The sequence below is a fragment of the Microbacterium oleivorans NBRC 103075 genome, from assembly GCF_001552475.1.
In the GTDB taxonomy this organism is placed as follows: Bacteria; Actinomycetota; Actinomycetes; order Actinomycetales; family Microbacteriaceae; genus Microbacterium; species Microbacterium oleivorans.
On the sequence record NZ_BCRG01000008.1, the window covers coordinates 12,993 to 38,455 of the forward strand.

A 25,463-nucleotide genomic window follows, 5' to 3' on the forward strand; every position below is an offset into this window, starting at 1 on the left:
GACCCCGCCGGAGTGATCCGGATCAGACGGATGCCGCTGCGACCTGGTCCTCTTCGGTCGCCACGAGCTGGCCGCAGGCACCGTCGATCTCCTTGCCGCGGGTGTCGCGGAGGGTCGTCGGGATGCCGGCCTCGTTGAGGCGTCGGACGAACTCGTTCTGCACGTCGACATCCGACGAGGTCCAGATGGAGCCGGGGGTCGGGTTCAGCGGGATCGGGTTGACGTGCACCCAGCCGCGACCGCGCGCGTTGAGCTTGTCGGCGAGCAGATCGGCGCGCCAGGCGTGGTCGTTCATGTCCTTGATGAGCGCGTACTCGATCGACACGCGGCGCCCGGTCTTCTCGAAGTACTCGCGGGCGGCGTCGAGCGCCTCGTCGACCTTCCAGCGCGAGTTCACCGGGATGAGCTCGTCACGCAGGAGGTCGTCGGGAGCGTGCAGCGACAGCGCGAAGGTGACCGGGATCTCCTCGTTGCTCAGTTTGCGGATCGCCGGCACGAGGCCGACGGTCGAGATCGTGATGCCGCGGGCGCTCATGCCGAGGCCGTGCTTCTTGTCGACCATCGTGCGGACGGCCGTCATGACGCGGGCGTAGTTGGCGAGGGGCTCGCCCATCCCCATGAAGACGATGTTCGTGACGCGCTCGTCCTTGTGTCCCACCTTGCGGGGGTCACCGAGGCCGCCGTCGGCGATGAGGCGGTTGGCGCGCACGACCTGGTCGACGATCTCGGCCGCCGACATGTTGCGGGTGAGACCCGCCTGGCCGGTGGCGCAGAACGGGCAGTTCATGCCGCACCCGGCCTGGCTCGACACGCACAGCGTGATGCGGCCGGTGTACCGCATGAGGACGGACTCGACGAGGGCGCCGTCGTGCAGCCGCCACAGGAACTTGATCGTGTCGCCACCGTCAGTCTCGAGCCGGCGCACCTCGGTCATGAGGTTCGGCATCAGACCTGTGACGAGCTCGTCGCGGTTGCCCGCGGGCAGGTCGGTCATGTGCGCGGGGTCGGAGGTGTAGTGCTGGAAGTAGTGCTTCTCGAGCTGACCGGCGCGGAAGCCCGGCATCCCGAGCTCCTTCAGCTTCTCGACCCGCTGGTCGTGGGTGAGGTCGGCGAGGTGGACGGGCGGCTTGCCGCGCTTGGGGCTCGCGAACTGCAGAAGCGGGCGACCCTCGGCATCCTTCGCCTGGGTCCACCCCTCGGTCGTGGGACGCACCTGCTTGGGCGTCGTCGTGCGCACGGCGGACATGCCCTCAGGGCGCGCGGGAGTGGACTCGGTCATAGGTTCCAGGCTACCGGGACGGGCTGGGCGGATGCCGGGCGGCCCTAGACTCGTCGCCATGACGGATGGGGCTCCGCAGCGACGCGGAACGGTTGTGCACAAGGTGCTCAACAACAACGTCGTCATCTCGCTCGACGAGCAGGGCCGCGAGCGCGTCCTCATGGGGCGCGGGCTCGGGTTCCAGCTCAAGGCGTCGGACACCCTCGACACCGCCAAGGTCGAGAAGACCTTCATCCTCGACACCGGGGAGGACGGCGAGCGCGAACGTCGGATGCTGACCGACACCCCGTATCCGATCGTCGAAGCGGTCACCCGCGCGGTCGACCAGGCCGAACGCATGCTCGGCCACCAGCTGGGCCGTCCCCTCACGATCGCCGTCATCGACCACGTCCAGTTCGTGCTCGACCGACTGTCCCAGGGCATCCGCATCCCCGTGGCGAACATGCCCGAACTGCGCGTGCTCCACCCCGCCGAGTTCGCCGCGGCGAAGACCATGGCCGAATCGATCTCGGCGGCGCTCGAGACGGAGCTCCCCTCCGAAGAGGCCGTCTTCCTGACGATGCACGTGCTCAACGCGACCCGCGACGAACCGAACGGCACCGCCGCGCTCCTGTTCCGTCGGGTGCAGCACGTCGTGAGGACGGTGGAGAACGGTCTCGGAGTGACCCTCGACGTCGAAAGCCCTGATTACGCACGCTTCGTCCTGCACATCCAGTTCCTGCTGCAGCGTCTCGTGTCGCGGACGATGCTCCGCAGCGGAGACAGCTCGTTCTTCGAGTTCGCGAAGCACAGCTACCCCCGATCGTTCGAGATCGCGCAGGAGGTGAAGGCGTACGTGAAGGCGGCGACGGAATCCGAGCTGACGGATGAGGAGCTGCTGTACGTCATCGTCCACGTCGAGCGCCTGGCGACGCAGGTCGGTGCGGAGCCCGCCGCCACGACCGAGAAATGACCCTCGCATCCCATTCGGATGCATGCTAACGTGACGTCTCGCAGGGCGATGTCGCCTTGCACGCGACGGATTGTTACTGCGGCAGCAGGCAAAACCTGAACTCACATCGCTTTCGAGCGATGAACGAGTTCAGGTTTTTTTATTGCCCGGAAACAGGCCCGACGCGTGTGCCACCCGAGACTGCCGCGCCGATGCGGCAAGGAAGAGCGTGTCCCCATGGACTACTCGAAGACCGCGGCCGGCGTCCTCCAGGGCGTCGGCGGAGAAGAGAACGTGAGTTCTCTCGTGCACTGCGCAACCCGTCTGCGCTTCGTGCTGAAGGACGAAGCGAAGGCCGATACCGCCGCCGTCAAGGCGACTCCCGGTGTCGTGACCGTGGCACAGGCCGGCGGCCAGTACCAGGTCGTCATCGGCAACGACGTCCCCGACGTCTACGCCGAGATCGGCAAGATCTCGAAGCTCGGCTCGGCTGCAGCCGACGGAGCCGCGAACACTGCCCCGAAGGGCAACCTGTTCAACCGCTTCATCTCGATGATCTCGTCGATCTTCACCCCCGTCCTCTGGGCGCTCGCCGGAACCGGTCTGCTGAAGGCGTTCCTCGCCGCCGCGGTCACGTTCACCTGGCTCGCGACCGACACGACGACGTACGCCGTGCTGAACGCACTCTCCGACGCCTTCATCAACTTCCTGCCGATCGCCCTGTCGATCACCGCCGCCCGCTATTTCAAGGCGAATGAGTGGACCTCGCTCGCCATCGCCGGCGCGCTCGTCTACCCGACGATGACCGGACTCGTCGGCCAGCCGGACCTCACCTTCTTCGGCATCCCGTTCACGATGGTCAGCTACGTCTCGAGCGTCATCCCGATCATCGTGATCGTGTGGCTGCAGAGCTACGCGGAGAAGTTCCTCTACCGCGTTCTCCCGGGTGCTGTGAAGCGCTTCATGACCCCGATGATCGTCGTGCTGCTCGCCGTGCCGCTCGTCTTCGTCGTGGTCGGTCCCATCTCGGACCTCATCGGCGGCGGCCTCGGCAAGGGCATCGGCTGGGTCTTCGAAAACGCACCGTGGGCCGGTGGCGCCATCATGGGCGGGCTCTGGCAGGTCTTCGTGATCTTCGGTCTGCACTGGGGCCTCGTGCCGCTGTTCACCCTCGAGTTCCAGACCACGGGTCAGATCCTGCTCGTCGGCCCCGTCTTCGCCGCAGTCCTCGCGCAGGCCGCCGCCGTCGCCGGTGTCTGGGTGCGCGCACGCAACAAGAACCTCAAGTCGCTCGCCGCTCCCGCCACCCTGTCGGGCTTCCTGGCCGGCATCACCGAGCCCGCCATCTACGGCATCAACCTGCCGCTGAAGCGCCCGTTCGCCTTCGGCATCGTCGGCGGCGCCCTCGGTGGCGCGATCATCGCCCTCGGCGGCGTCTTCGCGAAGGCATTCGTCGTCCCGTCGGGACTCGCCCTGCCTGCCCTCCTCGGCAACGGCAACATGATCATGCTCGGCATCGGTCTGCTCGTCGCGATCGTCGTGCCGTTCCTGCTGACCGTGATCGTCGGCTTCGTCGAGCCGACCGAGGATGCCGCCCCCGCACCGGCCTCGGCGGAGAACGACCTCGCCGTCCTCAGCCCGCTCGACGGCACGGTCGTCGACCTGTCCGAGACCCCGGATGCCGCGTTCGCCGAAGGCGCGCTCGGTGACGGCGTCGCGGTCCTCCCCCGCAGCGGCGCTCTGTACGCGCCGTTCGACGCCACGGTAGCGGCGGCGTTCCCGACCGGCCACGCGATCGGCCTGCGTCACGCGGACGGCGCCGAGGTGCTCATCCACATCGGCATCGACACCGTGAAGCTCGGCGGGAAGCACTTCGACGTGAAGGTCACGACGGGTCAGCAGGTGAAGGCCGGCGACCTGCTCGTCGAATTCGACGTCGACGCGATCACTGCGTCCGGGTACGACCTCACGACACCGATCGTCGTCACCAACGGCGAGCTCTACCCGGCGATCGCCGACCGCGCCTCGGGCCCCATCGCCCACGGTGAGCCGCTCTTCACGGCCGTCTCGGTCGAGTCCGCGGCCGTCTCGGCCTGATCCCACGGATGCCGGGTGCCGCCGCACCCGAAGCGGCGGCACCCGGCATCCCCCCCCGTACACACGACACGAAACGAAAGCGACTCATGAGCACCATCTCGTTCCCCGACGGCTTCCTCTGGGGCGGCGCGACCGCCGCGAACCAGCTCGAGGGCGCGTACCTCGAAGACGGCAAGGGTCTCTCGATCCAGGACGTCATGCCGCAGGGCATCATGACCCCGCGGACCGACGGCCCCACCGACGACAACCTCAAGCAGGTCGGCATCGACTTCTACCATCGCTACGCGGAGGACATCGCCCTCTTCGCGGAGATGGGCTTCAAGACCTTCCGATTCTCGATCGCCTGGAGCCGCATCTTCCCGAAGGGCGACGAGACCGAGCCGAACGAAGCCGGCCTCGCCTTCTACGATCGGGTCCTCGACGAGCTCGAGCGCCACGGCATCGAGCCGCTCGTGACCATCTCGCACTACGAGACGCCGCTGCACCTCGCCGAGACCTACGACGGCTGGGTCAATCGCGACATGATCGGCTTCTACGAGCGCTACGTCCGGACGCTCTTCACCCGCTACGGCGCTCGTGTGAAGTACTGGCTGACGTTCAATGAGATCAACTCGATCGTCCACGCCCCGTTCATGTCGGGTGGCATCAACACCTCCAAAGACCAGCTGTCGCCGACCGACCTGTACCAGGCGATCCACCACGAGCTCGTGGCTTCGGCCCTCGCGACCAAGGCCGCCCGCGAGCTGGCCCCGAACGCGCAGATCGGCTGCATGGTGCTGTCGATGCCGGTCTACCCGCTCACGCCGAACCCCGACGACGTGTTCGCCGCCCTCACCACCGAGCGGGTGAACCTGGCCTTCGGCGACATCCACGTGCGCGGCGAGTACCCCGGGTACTACCTGCGGAGCCTCCGCGAACAGGGCGTCGAGCTGACCATCACCGACGAGGACCGGACGCTCCTCAAGGAGAACACCGTCGACTTCGTGTCGTTCAGCTACTACTCCTCGATCTGCGAGACGACGGACGAGTCGAAGCGCGTCATGGGCGAGGGAAACCTGTTCGGCGGCGTCAAGAACCCGACGCTGAAAGAGTCGGAGTGGGGCTGGCAGATCGACCCGGTGGGCTTGCGCCTCGTCCTGAACCAGTTCTGGGACCGGTGGCAGAAGCCGCTGTTCATCGTGGAGAACGGTCTCGGCGCGAAGGACCAGCTGGTCGAGATCGACGGCGTGAAGACCGTCGCGGACGACTACCGCATCGCTTACCTCCAGGCTCACCTCGAAGCGGTCGGCGAAGCCGTCGCCGACGGCGTCGACCTCATGGGGTACACGACGTGGGGCTGCATCGACCTCGTCTCGGCCTCGACGGCGCAGCTCAGCAAGCGCTACGGCTTCATCTACGTCGACCGCAACGACGACGGCAGCGGCTCGCTCGATCGCTACAAGAAGAAGTCGTTCGACTGGTACGCCGAGGTCATCCGCACCAACGGAGCGTCGCTGAGCAGCTGACCCGATCGCCTCGTGCGTCAGCTCTCGAGCTGGTGCACGAGGCCGGCGATGTCGGTGGGAGTCGTCCGGCAACAGCCGCCGATAAGGCGGGCACCGGCATCCATCCAGGCGTCGGCATCGGCGAAGGTCGCTCCCGCATCGCCGTGCCAGGACCGGGATGCCGCGTCCCACGTCTCGCCGCTGTTGGGGTACGCGACGGCCGCCACTCCCGCGGGCACCCGGTCGAGCACCGTGGAGATCAGCGACGGCGGGCAGCAGTTCGCGCCCACGGCGATCACCTCCGGTGCGGCGGCGGCCACGGCGAGCGCAGAGGCGTATCCGGCGTCGTCGAAGGCCGTACTCGCGGCGGACAGCGCGATCCACGCCGGCACTCCGACGCCCTCGAGCGCCGCGACCACCGCCTCGACCTCGGCGGGCGACGCGATCGTCTCGAGCGCGAGCAGGTCGGGGGCGGCGTCGGCCAGCACCTGGATGCGGCGCCGATGCCACCGCGTGAGGTCGGCTACCGACACCCCGTACGCCCCGGTGTACTCGCTGCCGTCGGCGCGCACCGCTCCGAACGGACCGACGGATGCCGCGACCCACGCCCGCCCTTCCGTCGCCTCACGGGCGAGCCGGACAGAGGCTGCGAGGAGCGCGTCGACGGCGGCCTGGTCGTGGCCGGCCGCCGCGAGGTTGTCGTAGCCGAGCTGATACGACGCGGTCGTGACCACGTCGGCGCCCGCCGCCACGAACTCGGCGTGCACGGCGCGGACGTCGCCGGGCGAGTCGAGCAGGACTCCCGCCGACCAGAGCGAGCCTGTGAGGTCGTGCCCGCGGGCTTCGAGCATCGTGCCGAGTCCGCCGTCGAGCACGAGCGGACGGTCGGCGAGGGCGGCGCGGACATCGGGCATGCGGTCACTCTAGGCTCGCGGCTCCCGACCCCCGGTGCCGCATTACGCTGAATGAGTGACGACTCCCCGCATCCGACCGATCTCCACCGACGATGCAGGCGAAGTCCTCACCCTGCAGCGCGCGGCCTTCGTGCAGGAGGCGCTCATCTACGACGCCGTCGACATGCCGCCTCTCACGCAGACCCTCGACGAGGTCCGCGCCGAGCTGGAAGAGAACCTCGGATGCGTCGCCCTCGACGGCGAGCGCATCGTCGGGTGCGTGCGTGCCCGGCTCGACGGCGACCTGCTGCTCATCGGCCGCATCGCCATCGCGCCCGATCAGCAGGGTTCGGGGCTCGGGACCACGCTGCTGGCCGCTGTCGAGGAGCGCGGCCGCGAGGCCGGCGCGACGACCGCCGAACTGTTCACCGGCTCGCTCAGCAAGGCAAACATCCGCCTCTACGAGCGCGAGGGCTACGTCGAGAGCGAGCGGGTGCCGGGCGACGACGGCACCGCGCAGGTCTTCCTCCGCAAGCAGCTCTGAACCGAGCGCCCCTCTCCGTCCAGGAGAATGGAGACATGACGCGCATCGCTTTCCTGGACGTGGACGGAACCATCCTCGAGCACGGGACGGCGATCGCCGACTCGACGATCACGGCGATCCGGACGGCGCGAGAGAACGGCCACCTCGTCTACCTCTGCACGGGACGCGCGGCCGGTGACATCCACCGGAAGGTCCGCGACATCGGGTACGACGGCGCGATCACGAACGGTGGCGCCTACGCCGTGCGCGGTGACGAGCTGCTCTTCGCCGAGCCGATGCCCCGCGAGGACACCGACCGACTCATCTCGTACTTCGACTCGGAGGACATCGACTACTTCCTGCAGTCGAACGAGGCCGTGTACGCGAGCGAGGGCGTCGGCGGGATGCTGGACGTCTATTTCGCCGAGCGTCGCAAGCGCCACCTCGAGGACGCCCGCCGCCTCGGTCAGACGGATGCCGTCGAGCCGAAGCCCATCGTGACGTACCGCCCGATCAGCGAGGCCGACCTCGACAAGATCGCGAAGACGACCTTCATCAGCAAGCGCTCCGACAGCGTCGACAGGGCCCAGACCGACCTGGGCGAACGCTTCCACGTGATTCCCGGCAGCATCCCGCTCCCCGGTGGATCGAACGGCGAGATCGGGCTGGCGGGAACGAACAAGGGGACGGCGATCGTGCGGGTGCTCGACATCCTCGGCCTCGACGCCGCCGACGCGGTCGGCATCGGCGACAGCTGGAACGACGCCGAGATGTTCGACGTCGTCGGCTCCCCCGTCGCGATGGGCAACGCCGATCCCGCACTCAAGGAGCGCGCCGGGAACGTCACCACCGACGTGCTCGACGATGGGGTGTGGAACGCGTTCGTGAAGCTCGGTCTCGTCTGACGCGGCGCCCGGCGCCGTGCGCGCGGATGCAAGGGATCGTGCGCGGCACACCGGCATCCGCTCGTGATCCGCGGCGTGTCGGCCCGGATCCCTTGCATCCGCGAACGGGTGCCGGCAGACCTCAGTCGAGGAAGATGTCCGGGAACAGCTCGGTGTCGGGCGTGCCGGGCGTCGCCGCGTAGCCCGAGAAGTCGGTCACACCGGCGTCCCGCAGCACGTCCTCGACGATGAGGGTCTGCCCGGTGTACTCACGGGCCGGCTTGCAGAGCACCTCGTAGGCGGCGTCGGCGTAGACCTCGGGCGTGCGGCTGACCTTCATCATCCGGTCGCCGCCGAGGGCGAACTGCACGGCGGCGGTCGCGATCGTCGTCTGCGGCCAGAGCGTGTTGGCGGCGACACCGTCCTTCGCGAACTCCGCCGCCATGCCGAGGGTCGCCATCGTCATGCCGTACTTCGCGAGCGTGTAGCCCGTGTGCGCTCCGAGCCACTTCGGCGACAGGTTGAGGGGCGGCGACAGCGAGAGGATGTGGGGGTTCGCGGCATCCTTCAGAATCGGCAGCGCCGCGCGGGACAGCATGAACGCGCCGCGCACGTTGACGTCCTGCATGAGGTCGTACTTCTTCGTGGCGAGGTCGAGTGAGCCCGACAGGTCGATGACCGAGGCGTTGTTGACGACGATGTCGATGCCGCCGAACTCGCCCTGCGTCTTCATGACGGCCTCGGTGATGTCACCGTCGTCGCGGACGTCGCCGACGATCGGCAGCGCGTTGCCGCCCGCCGCGCGGATCTGCTCGGCTGCGGAGTGCACGGTGCCCTCGAGCTTGGGATGCGGGGTGTCGGTCTTGGCGAGCAGGGCGATGTTCGCACCGTCGCGGGCCGCGCGCAGCGCGATCGAGAGGCCGATGCCGCGGCTGCCGCCCGACATGAGGATGGTCTTTCCGGCGAGGGTCATGGGTTCTCCAGGAGGGTCAGGCGCGACGCGAGCGGGATGCCGCGGCGAAAGCGGCGACGCGGGCTTTCGAGTCGTCGGTGTCGAACGCGGCGCCGATCGTACGGGCCTCGTCGTCGAGGTTGTCGGCGAACGGGCGGTGGGCACCGGTGCGGACCAGGCGCTTCGCCTGGCCGAACGCGGCGGTCGCACCCTCAAGCCACGATCGGGCGATCTCGTCGGCCCGGTCGCCGGGCTGATCGACGACCTCGGCGACGAGGCCCCACTCGAGCGCGGTCGGCGCGTCGATCGTCGTGTCGGTGAGCAGCAGCTGCAGCGCGCGGCGCTGGCCGACCGCGGCAGGCAGCAGCGTCGAGACGCCGAGGTCGGGGGTCAGCCCGATGTTCGCGTATTTGCTGACGAACACCGCGCGGGGTGCGGCGACGATGTAGTCGGCCGCCAGCATGAGGCCGAGACCTCCGCCGGCCACCGCGCCCTGCACCGAGGCCACGATCGGGATGGACGACTCCACAAAGGTGCGGATGCCGTCGTGGATGACGCCGGCCATCTCGGTGATCGTGTCATTGCTGCCGCCCGAGGTCGCCATCTGCACGACGTCGCCGCCGGCGCAGAAGGCCGGGCCGGCGGCATCCAGCACGATCGCACCGACCGTGTCGTCGGCCGTCAGTTCGTGTGCGAGATCACGCCAGCGGGTCCCCATCTCGAAGTCCATCGCGTTGAGGGATGCCGGGCGGTTGAAGGTCAGCCGCGCGAGACCGCCGTCGCGCTGCAGCAGGATCGTGTCGCTCATCTGTTCTCCCATCGGATCGGGCGTGCTCATCTGGGCGCCATGCGGATCGAGCCGTCGAGGCGGATCGTCTCGCCGTTGAGGTACCCGTTCTCCACGATGTGCTGCACGAGAGCCGCGTACTCGTCGGGCTTACCGAGACGCGCGGGGTACGGCACCTGCTGGCCGAGGGACTCCTGGGCCGCTTCGGGGAGTCCGGCGAGCATGGGCGTCTCCATGATCCCCGGTGCGATCGTGCAGACGCGAATGCCGGAGCGTGCCAGCTCGCGGGCGATCGGCAGCGTCATGGCGTGCACGCCGCCCTTGCTCGCGGAGTAAGCCGGCTGCCCGATCTGTCCGTCGAACGCGGCGACCGAGGCGGTGTTCACGATGACGCCGCGGTCTCCGGATGCCGTCGGCTCGGTCGCGGCCATCGCCGCGGCCGCGTGCGCGATGACGGTGTAGGTGCCGATGAGGTTGATACGGACGATCCGCTCGAAGTCGGCGATCGGGTTGGGTGATCCGTCGCGGGCGAGAACTTTCGCAGGCGGCGCGATCCCGGCGCAGTTGACGGCGATGCGGAGCGGGGCGACGGCGGATGCGGCGGCCACCGCCGCGCCGACCTGGGCGGCATCCGTCACATCGGCTGCGGCGAACGTGCCGCCGAACTCCGCCGCGACGTCGGCACCGGCGGACGACGGCAGATCGACGACGACGACGTGCGCGCCCTGCGCGGCGAGGCGGCGAGCGGTCGCCAGCCCCAGGCCGCTGGCGCCGCCGGTGACGAGGGCGGATGCTCCGGCGATGTCCATGCGCTCTCCTTCGAACGGGATCGGGTTCCACGCCGGACGCGACTGGGTGCCACGTCGAGGGGATGCCTCCAGGGTAGCCGCCCGAGCCTCGACACACAGCACGGCTGGCCCGCCAGTATGGAGGGGTGTCCATCCCCCTGACCGACGCCCCCGTCCCGCCACTCGTCCGCCGGCTCGCTCGCGGCGCTCAGGTGCGTCCGATCTGGGAGAACAAGCTCGGCGGGATGACGTTCCGCACCGACGACGAGCGGTTCATCAAGGTCGGCCCCGTGCACCTCGAGACGTCGATGGCGGACGAGGCGGAACGGATGTCGTGGGCCGCCCCCTTCATCCGCGTGCCCACCGTCGTCGAGCAGGGCGACGACGGGGAGACCGAATGGCTCGTCACCCGGTCGATCGCGGGCCTGTCGGCGGTGCATCCGCAGTGGATCGCGCAGCCGGAGAGGGCGGTCCGGGCGATCGGCGAGGGCCTTCGCGCTCTGCACGAGAGCCTGACGGTGGCATCCTGTCCCTTCGATTGGACGGTGCCGTCGCGGATCGCCAACGCTGCAGCGCGTGGCGTCATCGTTCCCGACGGCCTGCGCGTGGCACCGCCGATCGACGCCCTCGTCGTCTGCCACGGTGACGCCTGCGCGCCGAACACCCTCATCGGCGAGAACGGCCGGTGGAGCGGTCACGTCGACATGGGCCAGCTCGGCCTCGGTGACCGATGGGGCGACATCGCCGTCGCCGCGATGAGCACCGGCTGGAATTACGGTCCCGGCTGGGACGGCCTGCTGCTGGAGGCCTACGGCGTCGAGCCGGACGAGGAGCGGCTGGCGTACTACCGCGACCTCTGGAACGCGACCTGACGCGTCAGCGCATCGCGCTGTCGACCAGTGTGACGGCCGCGAGGTAGCCGGCGACGACGAGAGCGGTCGAGACGAGCGGCACCCACGCGAGGTCCCGCCCCGAGCGCCAGGCGAGAACGGCCGCCGCGCCCGTGATCACCGCGACGACGGCGCCCGCACCACTGCGGCAAACGCGCGAGGCAACGTCTCCGGCCGCCATACCGCGGACGCTACCAGCAGGTGCGTGTCGGCGGGAGCCGCCATGATGGAGCCGTGGCCGAGCACCCCCGCATGTTTCGCGACGACGATCCGCACCTGGCGATCGTCCGCCGACACGCGCTCGCCCTGCCCGACGCCCAGGAGAAGGTGAGTCACGGACGCCCCGCCTTCTACACGACGAAGGTGTTCGCGTACTTCGGCGGGTCGGTCCGGCTCGGCCCGGGTGACTTCGAGCAGCACGACGCGGCGGTGATGGTGCTGCCGGATGCCGCCGACGAACCGGCGCTTCGTCAGGATCCGCGTTTCTGGTCGCCCGCCTATCTTGGACCGTCCGGATGGCTCGGGATCGACCTCGTCGACCTCGTCGAGACGGAACTCGGTGAGCTTCTCGACGCGTCGTATCGACGCACGGCATCCGCCAGGCTCATCCGCCGACTCGATGCCTCGGACGCATAAGCTCGTCCGGTGAGCGAACGGACGAGCATCGGGTCCCGCATCCTCGATGTCGCATGGGACGACCCGCGCGCGAAGGCACTGCGCGATGAGCTGGATGCCGACCTCGGCGCCCGCTACGACGGATTCCACGGCGACGAGCCGGCCGAACGCCGCGCCGCGCGCTCGCGAGCGCTGGCGATGCACCCCGAGGAGATCGTCGCCACGCTGATCTCGGTGGATGCCGACGGCACCCCGACCGGCCACGTCATCCTCCGCCGCCTCGGCGAGGAGTGGGAGATCAAACGCCTCGTCGTCACGTCCACCGCGCGGGGGCGCGGGCTCGCGCGCGCCCTCATGACGAAGGCTCTCGACCGGGCTCGGGCGGACGGCGCCGACCGCGTCATCTTGCAGACCGGCATCCCGCAACCGGAATCGGTCGCCCTCTACGAGTCGCTCGGGTTCATCCGCATCCCCGTCTACGAGCCCTACGCCGAGACGATGCCGCGCTCGATCTGCTTCGCGTACGCGTTCTGAGCGCAGCCGGGCCGCACCTTCGGTGACATCTGCACGATCGGTGGTGCAGGAGTGGGCTCAGCGAGCGCCGGAGGCAACTCCCGCCCCGCCGGTCGTGCATCCGTCACCGCAACGCGCCGCGCCGCGCCGGCCGTCACATCCACACGAACCGGAACGACCCGACCGCAACAGCGACCGCGATCGCCGCCACCATGATCGCGACCGCGCCGACGATCGCGACGCCGTCCCGCGACGACAGCCGCGACGTGCGCGCCCAGGTGCGCTCGATGGGCGAGCCGAATCCACGCGCCTCCATGGCCGTCGCCAGCCGCGTACCGCGACGCACCGCGAACACGAGCAGCACGAACGCCATCGAGAAGAACCGTCGGATCGGGTTCCGGTCCCCCACGCCGCGTGCCCGCCGCGCGAGGCTCATGGCCCGCCAATCGTCGACGAACAGTCCGAGCGTCCGCGTGCCGGCGAGGACCCCGAGCACGAGTCGCGCCGGCAGGCGCACGATCTGAGCGAGCGCCGCCGCCAGCTCGATCGGGTCGACGCGGCTGAACAACAGGATCGTGGGCAGCGCGAGGGCGATGACGCGGATGCCGACCGCCACCGCGAAGGCGATCGAATCGTCGCTGATCGTCGCGTACCAGAACGAGGCGTACACGCGTCCGCCCGGTTCCGCGTAGAGGAGCATGCTCAGCCCTGCGACCGGCATGAGCAGGAGCACCGGCGCCATCCGCCGGAGGACCGTGCCGAACCCGATGCCGGTGAGCGGGATGCAGAGCACCAGCAGCAGAACGGCGACACCGGCGCTCACGGCGTCGATCGTCGTCAGCAGGGGGATCGACAGGAGGAAGGCGACCAGGATGCGGACCGCCGGGTTCACCCCATCGAGCCACGCGCTCCGCGTCGCAGTCGCTTCTTCCCCGCGGGCGAGGGTCATGCTCGCACCGTCGTGAAATCGATGCGGCGGCCTCCGAGCAAGCGCACCACGTCGTCGTCGTGGGTGACCGCGACGACCGCACGGCCGTCGGCGATCTGTGCCTGCAGGAGCGAGACGATGCTCGCCCACCCGCGCCGGTCCTGCCCGAACGTGGGCTCGTCGAGGACGATGACCTCGGGCGACGTGGCCAGCACGGTCGCGACTGACAGTCGCCGCTTCTGACCGCCCGACAGCGTGAACGGGTTGGCCCGAGCGAGCGCCGTGAGTCCGAGCCGCTCGAGCAGGCCGTCGACGATGCCGTCGATCTCCCGCGGCGCCAGCTTCAGCGCGCGCGGCCCCACCTCGAGCTCGGCGCGGACGGTCGAGGCGAGGAACTGGTGCTCGGGGTCCTGGAAGACGGTGCCGATGCGGGTCAGCAGTTCCCGCGACGTCCAGCGCGAGGGTCGGGCGCCCTTCCGTCCGCCCGGGACGACGTCCGCCTCGACGGTCCCGGCGAACTCGGGCAGCAGCCCGGCGAGAGTGAGGGCGAGGGTCGACTTGCCGACGCCGTTCGGCCCGGTGATGACGGATGCCGCCCCCGCAGCGACCTCGAGGTCGACCCCCTCGCGCACCGGAGTCTTCCCGTCGCGCGAGACGCTGAGTCCCCGAGCACGGAGCGCCGCCGGGGCGTCGGCCGGGGCCGCAGGGAGCTCGGGCAGGTCGACGGGATGACCCGGTAGCCATACCCCCGCCGCAAGGAGGGTGTCTGCGTGCCGGGTGAAGACCTCACCCGGCGGCCCGTCGGCGAGGAGTCCGCCGTCCGCGTCGAGGACGATCACCCGTGTCATCAGATCGACCCAGACGTCCGTGCGGTGCTCGATCACAACGAGCGTGGCGCCCGTGGCATCCACTGCCCGCCCCACCGCTGCACGGACTTCTCGCACCCCGTCGGGGTCGAGATTCGCGGTCGGCTCGTCGAGGAGGAGGAGTCCCGGATCCATCGCCAGCACCCCCGCGATCGCGAGGCGCTGCTTCTGCCCGCCCGAGAGCTTCGCGGTCTCGCGGTCGAGCGCCACATCGAGACCGACGGCGTCGAGCGACGCGCGCACCCGGCCGGGGATGCGCGCCGGGAGGACGCCGAGGTTCTCGCAGCCGAAGGCGACGTCGTCGCCGACGCGGGAGAGCACGACACCCGCATCGGGATCCTGCAGGACGAGCCCGACACGGCCTCGCTGCGTGGCCGGGTCGGCGTCGTCGACGGTCATCCGGCCGAACGACTGCCCGTCCTCGTCGCCGCCGAGCAGGCCCGCCATACCCGCGAGGAGCGTCGACTTGCCGGCGCCCGAGGCACCGAGGAGGAGAACCCGTTCACCGGGCGCGATGTCGAGATCGACGTCCTGCACGGCGGGGAGGCGGCGCCCGGCGTAGCGCCACCCCCAGCCGCGGGCGCGGAGGCCGGCCGGCCGGGACTCGGTGGTCAGACCTCGTCCGCCTGTTCACGACCCGCGGCGAACCGGCTCAGGGCACCCGTCTTGGCGAGTGCCCGGACGAGCAGCCATCCGACGACTCCTGCGAGCGCGATGCCAGACACGATGATCGCGCCGAGGTAGATCAGGTTGAACTCGAGCGTCTTCGCGATGTTCGGCGATGAGCCGAAGAAGAGCTCGAAGATCCACGCGGCGACCCCCGCGCCGACACCGGCGAGCGCGGCCACCCCGATGCCGAAGCGCCGATAAAGGAACACGGCGAAGATGAGTTCCGCGCCAAGGCCCTGAACGAGCCCGGATAGGAGCGTCGACGCACCCCAGACGTTGCCGATGATCATCGAGACCACGGCGGCGACGACCTCCACCAGCAGCGCGGCGCCGGGCTTGCGGATCACGAGGCCGCCGATGACGCCACCGATCAGCCAGATCCCGACCGCGAAGCCGCCGAGGCCGGGGGTCGCGGCATCCATCACTTCGAACCAGCCGTAGCCGACTCCGTTCCAGAACCAGAACAGGAGTCCCACGGCGACGCCGAGGACGGCGGCGACGACGATGTCGACGACCCGCCAGCGATAGCGGTTCGGCGACGAGGTCGTCGGGGTGTCGGTTGCGGACGCGACAGCGTGCATTTTCTCTCCTCCCTGCGCCGGCATGATCCGGATCAGGTTCGACGGTCGAAGCGTGGATCGCTTCCTCTCAGCCCGGCTCACCGGACTCCCGTGGTTGTGCGTCGAGTATAGCCGTCACGCGCGGCGCGATAGCGTGGTCCGGTGACCCCTGATGACGCCGCGGCCGCCCGAGGCCGCGTGGCTCTCGGATGGGTCGATGACGAGGGCCTGTCGAGCCCCTCATCCCGGAGCGCGGCGACCGAGGATCTCCTGCCACCCCTGCGCCGCCGACGACGCGTCGGCGGCCGCGTCTTCGCGATTCCGGCGGTCGCGACCCTCCTCCTCGCCGTCGCCTACGTCGCGGCCGCCCTCCTCTGGCCGCTGTCCGCGTTGACGCCGACGACCACCGCAGCAGAGGTAGCCCCGCTCACGGGTGCGACGAGCAGGATCACGTGGCCCGCCGAGGGTGAGGCCGCCGTCGGCATCGACGGCTTCGCGGCCGCCGTCTCCTCGCCGGACCCTGCGCAGATGGCGAGCACCGCCAAACTCGTGACCGCTCTGGTCATCCTCGACAAGGCCCCGCTCACGCCCGGCGATCAGGGCCCTGCCTACGACTTCACGTTCGCCGACCGCCAGGAGTACTGGCGGTACGTCGCGCAGAACCAGTCAGCGCTGAACGTGCCGGAGAACGCCCCACTGACGGAGTACCAGATGCTCCAGGGCATGCTCATGGCCTCGGCCAGCAACTACGCCAACCGCCTCGCGACCGACGCGTTCGGATCGGTCGACGACTACGCCACCGCGGCCAACGCCTGGCTCGCGAAGAACGGCATCGACGGCATCACGGTGACGGATGCCTCCGGCTACGGCCGCGACAACGTCGCCACCCCCGCGGCCATGATCGCCCTCGCGGAGAAGGCGCTCGAGAACCCGGTGATCGCGGAGATCGTCGGCACGACGTCGGCGGAGCTCCCCGGCGCCGGACTTGTCCAGAACACGAATGCCCTCCTCGGCACCGACGGGGTCGTGGGTCTGAAGACAGGCAGTTACGTCGGCTACTACAACCTCGTCGCCGCTCAGAAGGTGGACGTCGGCGGCACCCCGACGACCCTGTTCGCTTCGGTCACCGGGCAGCCCACCGACAGCGCGCGCGCCGACGAGGCAGAGCGCCTGCTCGGCGACCTCGCCGCGGAGGCCGGCACGCCGTCGACGCTCGCCGCCGGCACCGTCGTCGGCGAGGTCACGACGGCGTGGGGAGCCTCCAGCCGGATCGTCACCGAAAAGGACGCGTCGCTGCTGCTGTGGAACGGTGCGAAGGCCGAAGCCGCGGCATCCTTCGATATCGGCGGCGACGTCGACGCCGGGGCGGAGGCGGGAACACTCACCCTCACGGGGCCTGCGGCGAAGATCGACGTGCCGATCGGTGTCGAGAAGGCACTCCCCGGCCCCGACGCCTGGTGGCGGCTGACGCACCCGCTCGAACTCGTCGGCGTGAACGACTGACGATCAGGCGAAGCGCACGGTCTGCTGCAGGCGCGTCCGCACGTCGAAGAGCTCGTTGCCGCCGATCTCGCGCGCGCCGGCGACGCCTCGGCGGAGCACCGTCGCAAGCGCGCTGCGGGCGACGACGACGACGGGGAGGCCCTTGACCTTGCCGAGCTCCTCGATCGCCATGATCACGTCGTCGTCCGGGAGGACGACGATCGCGGCACTGAATTTGACCTTGGCGGCGCGCCCGAGACCACGGGCGGCGAGCACGAGCTGGGCGACCGGCGACCCGACGACGGCATCACCCTCGAGTTCGCCCCGTCGGGTCCGGACGGGTGCGCCGAAGTCCTCTGACAGCACCGCGTAGAGACCGCTGGGCCCGAGCACGATGTGGTCGAGCTTCACGTCGGGGTCGCGGCGGTCGGCCGCGACGTCGTGCCATACGGTGAAGCCCATCCCCAACTCGGCGACGATCCGCGCAGTCGCCTCCTCCGCGAGGGCATCCGCGAGGAGGCGCCTGACCTCGTGCGGAGCGCTCCGCACGAGCGCGGGTTCGTACGGATCGGGAAGATCCACGCCCCGACCCGCCCACTCGCGGATCAGGTCGAGGTAGCGCTCCCGGCGCCATCCCCCGGGTTGGCCGAACGAGCGGGCGCGCGGACGGGTGTCGGCCTGCCGGGTGCGCGGACGCCACACGGGTGCGTCGCCGTCCGGCGCGTATGACGTCGTCGCGCCGAAGCCGTGACCCCGGTCATACGCGGCGCGAGCGTCGGCGGTGCCGATGAGCTCCCACGCGCGCTGCACCTGCACGAACTGCGCGGCGTCGCCGCCGGTGTCGGGATGCGTCTGGCGCAGCCGCAGCCGGTAGGCCTTCCGGAGGTCGTCGTCGCTGGCGTCGACCGCGACCCCGAGCACGTCGTAGGCCGAAGCGGAGAGGGGACTGTCGAACACGTCAGCTCCAGAGGGGGGCGGTGGGGGTGAACGACAGCGCCCGGTCAGCGGTGTCAGCGGGCACCTCGGCGAGGGAGGCCGGCTTCCAGCGGGGCGAGCGGTCCTTGTCGACGAGCTGCGCGCGGATACCTTCGACCAGGTCGGGTTGGGTGCGGCCGAACCACTCGACGAGCGCGTACTCCTGCGCGAGCGCCGACCGGAGACCGGACAGGCCCCGCGCGGAACGCACGGCCGCGAGTGTCACGGTGAGCGCTGTCGGAGCCTGTGTCTCGAGCAGATCTGCGGTGGTGAGAGCCTCCGCCTCGGGACGCTCCCTCAGCCGCGCGATGATCTCGAACACCGTCTCGGCGGCGAACGCATCGTCGATCCACGCCCGCGCCCCCTCGAAGCGCGATGCGTCGGGCGTCTCGTCGAACAGCATCGCGATCTCGGTCGGGGTGTCGGGGTCGGCGCGCGTCACGAGCGCGTGGCGGACGTCGTCGAGCCGGTCTGCGGGTACGAAGTGGTCCGCGAATCCGGCGTAGATCGCGTCGGCGGCATCCATCGTCCCGCCGGTCAGCGCGAGGTACTCGCCGATGCGCCCGGGAGCGTGCGCGAGGAGCCAGGAACCGCCGACGTCGGGGGTGAAGCCGATGCGGGTCTCGGGCATCGCGAGGCGCGAGCGTTCCGTGACGATCCGCACCGAAGCGTGACTGGCCAGTCCGATCCCGCCGCCCATCGTGACGCCGTCGGCGAAGACCACGATCTGCTTCGGGTACTCGGCGATGCGGGCGTTCAGCGCGTACTCGTCACGGAAGAAGCCCATCGCAGCCGCGGCATCCCCCGCGAGGATCTGCTCGCGGAGCGCACGGACGTCGCCACCCGCGCAGAACCCGCGGTCACCGGATCCATCGAGCAGGATGAGGCGGATGTCGGGATGGTGCTCCCATGCATCGAGCGCCTCGGCGATGCCACTGATCATGCCGTGGTCGACGGCGTTGATCGCTTCGGGGCGGTCGAGCGTGATGCGCCCCACACTCCCCTCCGCACGGACGAGCAGGCGGGATGCCGCGGGTTCACTCACTCGGGCAACGTTACCGGCCCGCTGCTCGGCGTCTGCCGTGCGGGTCAGGCCTGGGCCGGTCGCGGCGCCCGCCGACGTGCCGGCCGACCCGCTGCGGCAGATTCGGAATCGGGCCGCTGCACGGGGATCTCGGTCGTCACGAGGTCGACGACGTCGATGGGCTCGTCCTCAGCTTCGAGGCGGAGAGCCTGCACGAGAGCGAGACCGTGGCGAGTCGTGATGACGAGGCGCTGGAACTCGGGGTCGCCCTCGAGGTCGATGACGACCGAGGCGCGCCGACGCCGGACGAGCACGAAATCATCGCCGCCCGCGGAACGCCAGATGCCCATCGCGATCGTTCGCGGGACGACGGAGCCGGGGTTCGGAACACCCCGCAGCCACGACCACGGGTCGTCGACCAGCTGAACCTTGGTGATGTGTGCGCGCTCGACGCGGACGGCATCCTTCCGGAACGCCAGCACACGCTCCGTGGCGGAGAGCGCGACCTCCAGTCGCGACGAATCGAGCAGTAGCGTCACCATGAGATCAGTCTGCCAAACCCGCCCGCCGTGACGGATGCCGGGGCCGCAACGATCCGGTCTCGACCTCGGCGTCAGCCCTGGATGCGGGGAAAAGAGCCGGTCGGTGGAGCGAGCTCGTCGATCGCGTGCGGCAGGGGGAACTGCCCGACGGCGGAGATGAGGCCCGCGACCGTCTGCTCCTTCGCGGTGACGCTCACGCCGAGGCCGGCACGGCGGGCATCCTTCGCGGTACGGGGACCGATCGCGGCAATGACGGTCGACTCCGGGATGTCGGAGAACTGCTCGTGCACCTGCTCTGCGACCGATCCACTGGTCACGAGGATCGCGTTGATGCGTCCCGGCCGGACGTCGGCCGCGACCTTGTCGGTCACGGGCACGCCAACGGTGCGATAGGCGACGACGCTGCGCACGTCGTGGCCGGCCTCCTCGAGGAGACGGGTGAGCACCGGCTTGGCGAGCTCACTGCGGAGCGTGAGGACCCGCATGGGGTTGGGCTCCAGCGCGATGAGCTGACCGGCCATCCCGGCGGCGGAGTTGTCCTCTTCGGGGACGAGATCGACGCGATAGCCGACAGCTCCGAGCGCGGCCGCCGTCGTCTCGCCCACGGCGGCGACCTTCGTCGAGTGAGGGATGACGGCACGGTACGCGTGCAGGACGTCCACCGTCGTGGAGCTCGTGAGCGTCACCCAGTCGAACACTCCTGCCGCGAGGTCGCGCAGCGCCGACTCGAGATCGGTGGGGTCCTCGGACGGAGCGAAGTTGATGAGCGGGGCGATGACCGGGGTCGCACCCTGTGCCCGCAGAGCCGCAGCGACGCTGTCTCCCCAGGGACCTCCGCGCGGGACGAGCACACGCCAGCCCTTGAGGGGCTTCGGTGCTGTCGCAGCGGATGTGTTCATGGTTCGGGCTCTCGTGTAGGCGGTGGCCGCCCCTGAGCGTGACGGCCGACGCTCAGCAGAAGAATGAGCGCAGTTGCGCACGTTCGGGACCGTGTCGTCGGCAGCAATCGCGCCATCGCCGCTGCCTGAACCGAGCATACCCCCGGCGTCGGCAGCGGCGACGCGACGTGATCGTCAGCGCGTGTACAGCCGGACGGCGCCCCAGACGAGCAAACCGACGGCGACCGCGGCACCGACGGCGGCGATCGCAGCGCCCGACGGGTTACGGTCGGCGAACTCGCGAGCGGACACCTGCGCACGTCGGGTGGCGCGTGCCGTGCGCTTGGGGATGTTCGCCTTCTCTTCGATCGCGACCAGGGCCGCTTTCAGTTCAGCGCGCGCACGCTCGACCGGGTCGGTGATGCCGAGCGGGACGGCGGTGCGGGGGAGGTCAGAACTCATCGGCCACTTCCTTCACGATTCGGGCGTCGGTCGACAGGGCCTTCGCGGGGTTCTCGCGATTCTTCATGCGCCGCACACGGAGGAGTCCGAGGAGGGCGGTGATGACCACGAGAAGGAGTCCGAGCCCAACGAGGATGAGCGCCGCGAGCCACGGTGCGATCCACGATGAGAGCCCGATGATGGTGAACGCGCCGATCGCCGGCAACGTCCAGAACAAGAAGAACAGGGCCAGAACGAACCAGAGCCCGACGACTCCGGCATCCTTCCCGGTACGCGCCGCCCACGTCTTCGCCGCGTTGATCTCGGCGACGATGAGGTTCTTGACCAGCTCGGGCAGGTCTCCGACAAGACCGAGGAAGCTGTCGTCGCCTCGATCCCGGAATCCGCGCGGCGTGCTCATGAGGCGGACGAGGGCTTCTTGGCCGTGCTCGACGATGCGGAGCTGCGGGTCGACGACGCGCGGCCGGTCGACTTCTTCGCGGCATCGGCCGTGGTCTTGGCGGCATCCTTCACGTCGTCGGCGGCATCCTCGGATGCGTCGAGCGCAGCGTCGAGCTTCTGCCCGGGAGTGCCGGAGGTGGTGGCGGCGCGGGTGACCTTGACGGCCCCGTTCCAGAGCACGCTCGGCAGGGCGAAGGCGGCGGACTTGCCGAACTCGCCGACCTTGTCGACCTGCTTTTTGACGGCCGGCGTGTTGTACACACGCAGGTAGGCGTCCTTGATCTGCTCGTAGCGCTGGCGGCCCGCGCGGGCCCCGAGGACATAGCCGGCGGTGAGCCCGACGACGATTCCGATCTTGCCCTTCATGGCGATTCCTCACGTTCGAAGCGATGTGATGCCGTGGTCCCAGCGTATCGGCGCATGCCGTTCGCGGTATCCACCCTTGACAGGTGGCTCAGGTCGAGGCACCCTCACTGTCCGCGTGCCACAGCAGACCCGACCGGATGCGTTCCGCTTCCATCTTCGCGTCGGTCGCAACGCGTGCCAGGCCGGTCCCGTCGATCCACGCCCCGACGACGCCGAGGCGCGCATCGGTGCGGGCAGCGCGGCGGACCTCGTCCCGCTCGGGCGACAGCGCCGATGACGGCAGTGCACGCGGCCAGCGCGCACGCGACGACGCGCGGACGGCGCCCAGGCCAGTGCCGAGCAACTCGGCGGCGGCGGCGGTCGACGCGGCGATCGCCTCGGCATCCGTCTGCTCGCTGGCCGGGAGCGTCACCCGGACGATGTGCGGAGCGCCGGGCGCGTGCGGCCACGTCGCGGTCGCGTGCACGACGGCGAGCGCGGACGCCTCGCCCGGCACGGCGTAGACGGCGTGACCGCGCGGGCGGGAGTCCAACGCGGGAGCGTCGAGAACGAGGGTCACGACGTCGACGTCGTCGGGAGAGAAGACGGGGCCGTCGAGCCCCGTGAGGTGCGCCGCGATCAGTCCGCGCGCAGGGCGCTCGGGCGTCGCGACGATCACCGCGTCGACGTCGAGCGTGTCGCCATCGCCCGCCGTCGTCACCGTCCATCCGTCCGCCGTCGGCGAGACCGCGGTGACCTCGGCCTCGGTCCGGATCTCCACGTCGAGGTCGGCGAGTCGGGCGGCGAGGGCGTCGACGAACACCGACATCCCGCCGTCGATCGTCCCGCGCGAGGGGCGCGTCGCGGCATCCGCGTCGGGCAGCTGCTGCGCGACGGCGCCCGAGAGCGACCCGGTGCGCGTGAGGGCGGAGTTGAGGCCCCGAGCGGCGCGATCGACGTCGACCTGCTCGGGAGGGACGCCGTGGATGCCGTAGGTGAGGGGCGCCACCATCCGTTCGAGCACGCGCGCACCCATCCGCTTCTGCACGAGGGTGCCGAGGTTGTGCTCGACGCCGATCGTGAGAGGCGGCCGGAGGCGGTCGACGTACGCGCGCCACGAACCCGCCGTGCCGACGATCCGGCGCACGCGGGCGTCGAACGGGTTCGCGGGGATGCCGAGGACCGATGCGTCGGGAAGGGGCGCGACGCCGTGCGGCCCGGCCACCCAGGTCTCGGCGTCGCGGGCGGTCACGATCCGGTCCCGGAGACCCAGCTCGTCGACGAGGTCCTGGAGGGCGCCGGGGGCGATGCGGAAGCCGTCCGCCGCGATATCCGTCATCGTCCCGTCGAGCTCCTCGGAGGAGACGATGCCCCCGAGCCGATCGCTCGCCTCGAGCATCGTGACCCGGATGCCGACCTTCGCGCAGTGCAGGGCCGCGACGAGCCCGGCGATCCCGCCCCCGACGACGGCGACGCGCGCGCGGCGCGCCTGCGAGATCAGGTCGGTGGCAGCGTCGGACGTCATCCCCCCATCCTCTCCCACGGTGGCGATGCGGACGGTGGGAACATGGATCCATGGCTCTTCACATCACCGGCGACGAGGCCGCCGACGCGCTCCTCACCGACGAACCACTCGCCCTGCTCATCGGGATGCTGCTCGACCAGCAAATTGCGATGGAGACGGCGTTCGCGGGCCCTCTGAAGATCCGCGATCGGACAGGTGCGCTCGATGCCGCCGGGATCGCGGCCGCCGACCCCGAGGAGTTCGCGGCCGCCTTCAGTCAGTCCCCTGCCGTCCACCGCTTCCCCGGCTCGATGGCGGGCCGCGTCCAAGCCCTCTGCCAAGCGCTCGCCGACGACTGGAAGGGCGATGCCGCGGCCCTCTGGACCGCGGGCGAACCGGACGGCGCGACCGTGCTGAAGCGACTCAAGGCGCTGCCGGGCTTCGGCGAGCAGAAGGCGCGGATCTTCGTCGCGCTCCTCGGCAAGCAGTACGGCTTCTCCGGCGACGGATGGCGCGAGGCCGCCGGCGCGTACGGCGAGGAGGGCTCGTTCCGTTCGGTCGCTGACATCGTCTCGCCCGAGTCACTCACCAAGGTGCGCGAGCATAAGCGCGCCGCGAAGGCGGCGGCGAAGGCCGCGAAGGGCTGACTCGCACGATCGACCCTTCCAGGGACGTCAGACGTCGCGGATGACTCTCCGCGGCGACCGATCGTGTCCCTGGAGCGGTCGGCTCAGGCGCCGCGCAGGCGCGGGGCGAGGTACGCGTGCAGCTCCGACAGTGCGACGCGCTCCTGCGCCATCGAGTCGCGGTCGCGGATCGTCACGGCGTCGTCGTCGAGCGAGTCGAAGTCGACCGTGACGCAGAACGGCGTACCGATCTCGTCCTGGCGGCGGTAGCGGCGTCCGATCGCCCCGGCGTCGTCGAAGTCCACGTTCCAGCCGTTGGAGCGCAGGTCGTCGGCCACCTTGCGGGCCAGCGGTGACAGGCGCTCGTTGCGGCTGAGGGGCAGCACGGCGACCTTGACGGGCGCGAGCCGGGGGTCGAGACCGAGGACGGTGCGGGTGTCGGTGCCGCCCTTCGCGTTCGGCACCTCCTCCTCGCGGTACGAGTCCACGAGGAACGCCATCATCGCGCGCGTGAGCCCGAACGACGGCTCGATGACGAACGGGACGTAGGTCTCACCGGATGCCTGGTCGAAGTATGCGAGCTTCTGCCCCGACGCCTCGATGTGGCTCGACAGGTCGTAGTCGGTGCGGTTGGCGACACCCATGAGCTCGCCCCACTCCTTGCCGGCGAAGCCGAAGCGGTACTCCACGTCGATGGTGCCGGCGGAGTAGTGCGCGCGATCCTCTTCCGGGACGTCGAACTGACGCATGTTCTCGGGATCGATGCCGAGGTCGATGAACCAGTTCCAGCACGCCTCCACCCAGTGGTCGAACCACTCGCCGGCCTCGGCGGGCGGCGTGAAGAACTCGATCTCCATCTGCTCGAACTCGCGGGTGCGGAAGATGAAGTTCCCGGGGGTGATCTCGTTGCGGAACGCCTTGCCGACCTGGCCGATGCCGAACGGCGGCTTCTTGCGGCTTGCGGTGAGGACGTTCGAGAAGTTGACGAAGATGCCCTGCGCCGTCTCGGGGCGGAGGAAGTGCAGGCCGCTCTCGTCGCCCGTGACACCGAGATAGGTCTTCACCAGGCCGGAGAACGACTTCGGCTCGGTGTACTGGCCCTTCGTGCCGCAGTTCGGGCACGGGACGTCGCCGAGACCGTTCTCGGCCTTACGGCCCTTGCGTGCTTCGAAGTCCTCGATGAGCGTGTCCTCGCGGAAGCGCTTGTGGCACTGCAGGCACTCCACGAGCGGGTCGGTGAACGTCGCGACGTGACCCGACGCCTCCCACACGCGCTTGGGCAGGATGATCGAGGAGTCGAGCCCGACCATGTCGCCGCGCCCGCGGACGAAGGTCTGCCACCACTGGCGACGGATGTTCTCCTTGAGCTCCGTCCCGAGGGGGCCGTAATCCCACGCCGACCGCGACCCGCCGTAGATCTCGCCCGCCTGGAAGACGAACCCGCGGTGACGGGCGAGGGCGATGACTTTGTCGAGACGGGACTGCTCGGCCACGGTGGCTCCAATGGTCGTTGTGAAGAGGGCGC

At 69.9% G+C, this 25,463-nt stretch carries 28 protein-coding genes and 1 riboswitch; of the genes, 10 read left to right on the forward strand and 18 right to left on the reverse strand.

Going from position 1 to position 25,463, the window contains the following annotated elements; translation table 11 throughout:
* Window positions 1–22: 22 nt before the first annotated feature.
* The gene (rlmN, locus tag MO1_RS09035) at window positions 23–1,279 is read right to left on the reverse strand and encodes a dual-specificity RNA methyltransferase RlmN (RefSeq protein ID WP_036309732.1); all 1,257 of its coding nucleotides are present in this window, start codon (window positions 1,277–1,279) and stop codon (window positions 23–25) included.
* A gap of 58 nt (window positions 1,280–1,337) precedes the next feature.
* Here rlmN and MO1_RS09040 point away from each other — a divergent pair, with 58 nt between their 5' ends.
* The 3 genes from MO1_RS09040 to MO1_RS09050 all read left to right on the forward strand — a co-directional run bounded on the left by MO1_RS09040 (window position 1,338) and on the right by MO1_RS09050 (window position 5,812).
* On the forward strand, window positions 1,338–2,231 hold the full coding sequence (locus MO1_RS09040) for a PRD domain-containing protein (protein WP_036309730.1): 894 nt from the start codon (window positions 1,338–1,340) through the stop codon (window positions 2,229–2,231).
* A 216-nt stretch (window positions 2,232–2,447) separates the two neighbouring features.
* Window positions 2,448–4,307, forward strand: coding sequence for a beta-glucoside-specific PTS transporter subunit IIABC (locus tag MO1_RS09045; RefSeq protein ID WP_036309728.1), 1,860 nt, complete (start codon window positions 2,448–2,450; stop codon window positions 4,305–4,307).
* Window positions 4,308–4,393: 86 nt separating this feature from the next.
* Window positions 4,394–5,812 carry a glycoside hydrolase family 1 protein gene (locus MO1_RS09050; RefSeq protein ID WP_060915841.1) on the forward strand — a complete coding sequence of 473 codons (1,419 nt, stop codon included), beginning with the start codon at window positions 4,394–4,396 and terminating at the stop codon, window positions 5,810–5,812.
* 17 nt (window positions 5,813–5,829) lie between these two features.
* On the opposite strand, the gene mmuM is transcribed toward MO1_RS09050, so the two are convergent.
* The gene (gene mmuM, locus MO1_RS09055; RefSeq protein ID WP_060915842.1) at window positions 5,830–6,705 is read right to left on the reverse strand and encodes a homocysteine S-methyltransferase; all 876 of its coding nucleotides are present in this window, start codon (window positions 6,703–6,705) and stop codon (window positions 5,830–5,832) included.
* 55 nt (window positions 6,706–6,760) lie between these two features.
* Here mmuM and MO1_RS09060 point away from each other — a divergent pair, with 55 nt between their 5' ends.
* Entirely contained in the window at window positions 6,761–7,228 is a 468-nt protein-coding gene (locus MO1_RS09060) for a GNAT family N-acetyltransferase (protein WP_060915843.1), read from the forward strand.
* 35 nt (window positions 7,229–7,263) lie between these two features.
* Complete coding sequence (locus MO1_RS09065) at window positions 7,264–8,112, forward strand: Cof-type HAD-IIB family hydrolase (RefSeq protein WP_036309720.1); 849 nt, start codon at window positions 7,264–7,266, stop codon at window positions 8,110–8,112.
* A gap of 121 nt (window positions 8,113–8,233) precedes the next feature.
* On the opposite strand, the gene MO1_RS09070 is transcribed toward MO1_RS09065, so the two are convergent.
* From MO1_RS09070 to MO1_RS09080, 3 genes are read right to left on the reverse strand one after another with little or no spacing between them, the layout of a single operon-like run.
* Window positions 8,234–9,064, reverse strand: a complete 831-nt coding sequence (locus MO1_RS09070) for an SDR family oxidoreductase (protein ID WP_036309718.1) — start codon at window positions 9,062–9,064, stop codon at window positions 8,234–8,236.
* A 16-nt stretch (window positions 9,065–9,080) separates the two neighbouring features.
* On the reverse strand, window positions 9,081–9,851 hold the full coding sequence (locus tag MO1_RS09075) for an enoyl-CoA hydratase/isomerase family protein (RefSeq protein ID WP_060915922.1): 771 nt from the start codon (window positions 9,849–9,851) through the stop codon (window positions 9,081–9,083).
* A gap of 26 nt (window positions 9,852–9,877) precedes the next feature.
* Complete coding sequence (locus tag MO1_RS09080; RefSeq protein ID WP_036309714.1) at window positions 9,878–10,639, reverse strand: SDR family NAD(P)-dependent oxidoreductase; 762 nt, start codon at window positions 10,637–10,639, stop codon at window positions 9,878–9,880.
* Window positions 10,640–10,764: 125 nt separating this feature from the next.
* Between MO1_RS09080 and MO1_RS09085 the strand changes: the two genes are divergently transcribed.
* On the forward strand, window positions 10,765–11,490 hold the full coding sequence (locus tag MO1_RS09085) for an aminoglycoside 3'-phosphotransferase (protein WP_060915844.1): 726 nt from the start codon (window positions 10,765–10,767) through the stop codon (window positions 11,488–11,490).
* Between the two features lie 4 nt (window positions 11,491–11,494).
* Here MO1_RS09085 and MO1_RS09090 read toward each other — a convergent pair whose 3' ends face one another.
* A complete protein-coding gene (locus MO1_RS09090; RefSeq protein WP_060915845.1) occupies window positions 11,495–11,689 on the reverse strand; it encodes a hypothetical protein in 195 nt (64 codons plus the stop codon).
* Window positions 11,690–11,742: 53 nt separating this feature from the next.
* Here MO1_RS09090 and MO1_RS09095 point away from each other — a divergent pair, with 53 nt between their 5' ends.
* Together MO1_RS09095 and MO1_RS09100 are read left to right on the forward strand one after the other, a co-directional pair.
* Entirely contained in the window at window positions 11,743–12,144 is a 402-nt protein-coding gene (locus tag MO1_RS09095) for an MmcQ/YjbR family DNA-binding protein (RefSeq protein WP_306307176.1), read from the forward strand.
* 9 nt (window positions 12,145–12,153) lie between these two features.
* Complete coding sequence (locus MO1_RS09100) at window positions 12,154–12,657, forward strand: GNAT family N-acetyltransferase (RefSeq protein WP_060915846.1); 504 nt, start codon at window positions 12,154–12,156, stop codon at window positions 12,655–12,657.
* A gap of 133 nt (window positions 12,658–12,790) precedes the next feature.
* Here MO1_RS09100 and MO1_RS09105 read toward each other — a convergent pair whose 3' ends face one another.
* From MO1_RS09105 to MO1_RS09115, 3 genes are all read right to left on the reverse strand, one after another.
* Entirely contained in the window at window positions 12,791–13,585 is a 795-nt protein-coding gene (locus tag MO1_RS09105) for an energy-coupling factor transporter transmembrane component T family protein (RefSeq protein ID WP_060915847.1), read from the reverse strand.
* A complete protein-coding gene (locus tag MO1_RS09110) occupies window positions 13,582–14,967 on the reverse strand; it encodes an ABC transporter ATP-binding protein (protein WP_060915848.1) in 1,386 nt (461 codons plus the stop codon). Before MO1_RS09110 ends, MO1_RS09105 begins: the two co-directional genes overlap by 4 nt.
* A gap of 74 nt (window positions 14,968–15,041) precedes the next feature.
* Complete coding sequence (locus MO1_RS09115; RefSeq protein ID WP_060915849.1) at window positions 15,042–15,680, reverse strand: ECF transporter S component; 639 nt, start codon at window positions 15,678–15,680, stop codon at window positions 15,042–15,044.
* A riboswitch (TPP riboswitch) is annotated at window positions 15,673–15,782 on the reverse strand. Its footprint overlaps the gene before it by 8 nt.
* A gap of 39 nt (window positions 15,783–15,821) precedes the next feature.
* On the opposite strand from MO1_RS09115, the gene MO1_RS09120 reads away from it, so the two are divergent.
* Entirely contained in the window at window positions 15,822–17,162 is a 1,341-nt protein-coding gene (locus MO1_RS09120) for a D-alanyl-D-alanine carboxypeptidase family protein (protein ID WP_060915850.1), read from the forward strand.
* Window positions 17,163–17,165: 3 nt separating this feature from the next.
* On the opposite strand, the gene MO1_RS09125 is transcribed toward MO1_RS09120, so the two are convergent.
* The 8 genes from MO1_RS09125 to MO1_RS09160 all read right to left on the reverse strand — a co-directional run bounded on the left by MO1_RS09125 (window position 17,166) and on the right by MO1_RS09160 (window position 23,333).
* Complete coding sequence (locus MO1_RS09125; protein ID WP_036309702.1) at window positions 17,166–18,098, reverse strand: J domain-containing protein; 933 nt, start codon at window positions 18,096–18,098, stop codon at window positions 17,166–17,168.
* 1 nt (window position 18,099) lies between these two features.
* On the reverse strand, window positions 18,100–19,161 hold the full coding sequence (locus tag MO1_RS09130) for an enoyl-CoA hydratase/isomerase family protein (RefSeq protein WP_036309700.1): 1,062 nt from the start codon (window positions 19,159–19,161) through the stop codon (window positions 18,100–18,102).
* A gap of 44 nt (window positions 19,162–19,205) precedes the next feature.
* Window positions 19,206–19,682 carry a hypothetical protein gene (locus MO1_RS09135; RefSeq protein WP_036309699.1) on the reverse strand — a complete coding sequence of 159 codons (477 nt, stop codon included), beginning with the start codon at window positions 19,680–19,682 and terminating at the stop codon, window positions 19,206–19,208.
* A gap of 71 nt (window positions 19,683–19,753) precedes the next feature.
* Entirely contained in the window at window positions 19,754–20,581 is an 828-nt protein-coding gene (locus MO1_RS09140) for a uroporphyrinogen-III synthase (protein ID WP_060915851.1), read from the reverse strand.
* Between the two features lie 174 nt (window positions 20,582–20,755).
* On the reverse strand, window positions 20,756–21,022 hold the full coding sequence (locus MO1_RS09145; protein WP_036309695.1) for a hypothetical protein: 267 nt from the start codon (window positions 21,020–21,022) through the stop codon (window positions 20,756–20,758).
* Complete coding sequence (locus tag MO1_RS09150; protein WP_060915852.1) at window positions 21,012–21,422, reverse strand: phage holin family protein; 411 nt, start codon at window positions 21,420–21,422, stop codon at window positions 21,012–21,014. Before MO1_RS09150 ends, MO1_RS09145 begins: the two co-directional genes overlap by 11 nt.
* On the reverse strand, window positions 21,419–21,829 hold the full coding sequence (locus tag MO1_RS09155) for a hypothetical protein (protein ID WP_060915853.1): 411 nt from the start codon (window positions 21,827–21,829) through the stop codon (window positions 21,419–21,421). The genes MO1_RS09150 and MO1_RS09155 overlap by 4 nt, the downstream gene beginning before the upstream one ends.
* Window positions 21,830–21,917: 88 nt before the next feature.
* Entirely contained in the window at window positions 21,918–23,333 is a 1,416-nt protein-coding gene (locus MO1_RS09160) for a protoporphyrinogen/coproporphyrinogen oxidase (RefSeq protein ID WP_060915854.1), read from the reverse strand.
* A gap of 50 nt (window positions 23,334–23,383) precedes the next feature.
* Here MO1_RS09160 and MO1_RS09165 point away from each other — a divergent pair, with 50 nt between their 5' ends.
* On the forward strand, window positions 23,384–23,959 hold the full coding sequence (locus MO1_RS09165) for an HhH-GPD-type base excision DNA repair protein (RefSeq protein WP_036309688.1): 576 nt from the start codon (window positions 23,384–23,386) through the stop codon (window positions 23,957–23,959).
* A gap of 83 nt (window positions 23,960–24,042) precedes the next feature.
* Here MO1_RS09165 and MO1_RS09170 read toward each other — a convergent pair whose 3' ends face one another.
* Complete coding sequence (locus tag MO1_RS09170) at window positions 24,043–25,431, reverse strand: glycine--tRNA ligase (RefSeq protein WP_036309687.1); 1,389 nt, start codon at window positions 25,429–25,431, stop codon at window positions 24,043–24,045.
* Window positions 25,432–25,463 lie beyond the last annotated feature (32 nt).

Bases quoted from the DNA above. Each gene is read 5' to 3' on its own strand.
- MO1_RS09090 (WP_060915845.1), bottom strand. From the start codon at position 11,689: ATGGCGGCCGGAGACGTTGCCTCGCGCGTTTGCCGCAGTGGTGCGGGC.
- MO1_RS09105 (WP_060915847.1), bottom strand. From the start codon at position 13,585: ATGACCCTCGCCCGCGGGGAAGAAGCGACTGCGACGCGGAGCGCGTGG.
- MO1_RS09065 (WP_036309720.1), top strand. From the start codon at position 7,264: ATGACGCGCATCGCTTTCCTGGACGTGGACGGAACCATCCTCGAGCAC.
- MO1_RS09115 (WP_060915849.1), bottom strand. From the start codon at position 15,680: ATGCACGCTGTCGCGTCCGCAACCGACACCCCGACGACCTCGTCGCCG.
- MO1_RS09080 (WP_036309714.1), bottom strand. From the start codon at position 10,639: ATGGACATCGCCGGAGCATCCGCCCTCGTCACCGGCGGCGCCAGCGGC.
- MO1_RS09155 (WP_060915853.1), bottom strand. From the start codon at position 21,829: ATGAAGGGCAAGATCGGAATCGTCGTCGGGCTCACCGCCGGCTATGTC.
- MO1_RS09135 (WP_036309699.1), bottom strand. From the start codon at position 19,682: ATGGTGACGCTACTGCTCGATTCGTCGCGACTGGAGGTCGCGCTCTCC.
- MO1_RS09075 (WP_060915922.1), bottom strand. From the start codon at position 9,851: ATGAGCGACACGATCCTGCTGCAGCGCGACGGCGGTCTCGCGCGGCTG.
- MO1_RS09150 (WP_060915852.1), bottom strand. From the start codon at position 21,422: ATGAGCACGCCGCGCGGATTCCGGGATCGAGGCGACGACAGCTTCCTC.
- MO1_RS09145 (WP_036309695.1), bottom strand. From the start codon at position 21,022: ATGAGTTCTGACCTCCCCCGCACCGCCGTCCCGCTCGGCATCACCGAC.
- MO1_RS09140 (WP_060915851.1), bottom strand. From the start codon at position 20,581: ATGAACACATCCGCTGCGACAGCACCGAAGCCCCTCAAGGGCTGGCGT.
- MO1_RS09045 (WP_036309728.1), top strand. From the start codon at position 2,448: ATGGACTACTCGAAGACCGCGGCCGGCGTCCTCCAGGGCGTCGGCGGA.
- mmuM (WP_060915842.1), bottom strand. From the start codon at position 6,705: ATGCCCGATGTCCGCGCCGCCCTCGCCGACCGTCCGCTCGTGCTCGAC.
- MO1_RS09160 (WP_060915854.1), bottom strand. From the start codon at position 23,333: ATGACGTCCGACGCTGCCACCGACCTGATCTCGCAGGCGCGCCGCGCG.
- rlmN (WP_036309732.1), bottom strand. From the start codon at position 1,279: ATGACCGAGTCCACTCCCGCGCGCCCTGAGGGCATGTCCGCCGTGCGC.
- MO1_RS09050 (WP_060915841.1), top strand. From the start codon at position 4,394: ATGAGCACCATCTCGTTCCCCGACGGCTTCCTCTGGGGCGGCGCGACC.
- MO1_RS09040 (WP_036309730.1), top strand. From the start codon at position 1,338: ATGACGGATGGGGCTCCGCAGCGACGCGGAACGGTTGTGCACAAGGTG.
- MO1_RS09070 (WP_036309718.1), bottom strand. From the start codon at position 9,064: ATGACCCTCGCCGGAAAGACCATCCTCATGTCGGGCGGCAGCCGCGGC.
- MO1_RS09165 (WP_036309688.1), top strand. From the start codon at position 23,384: ATGGCTCTTCACATCACCGGCGACGAGGCCGCCGACGCGCTCCTCACC.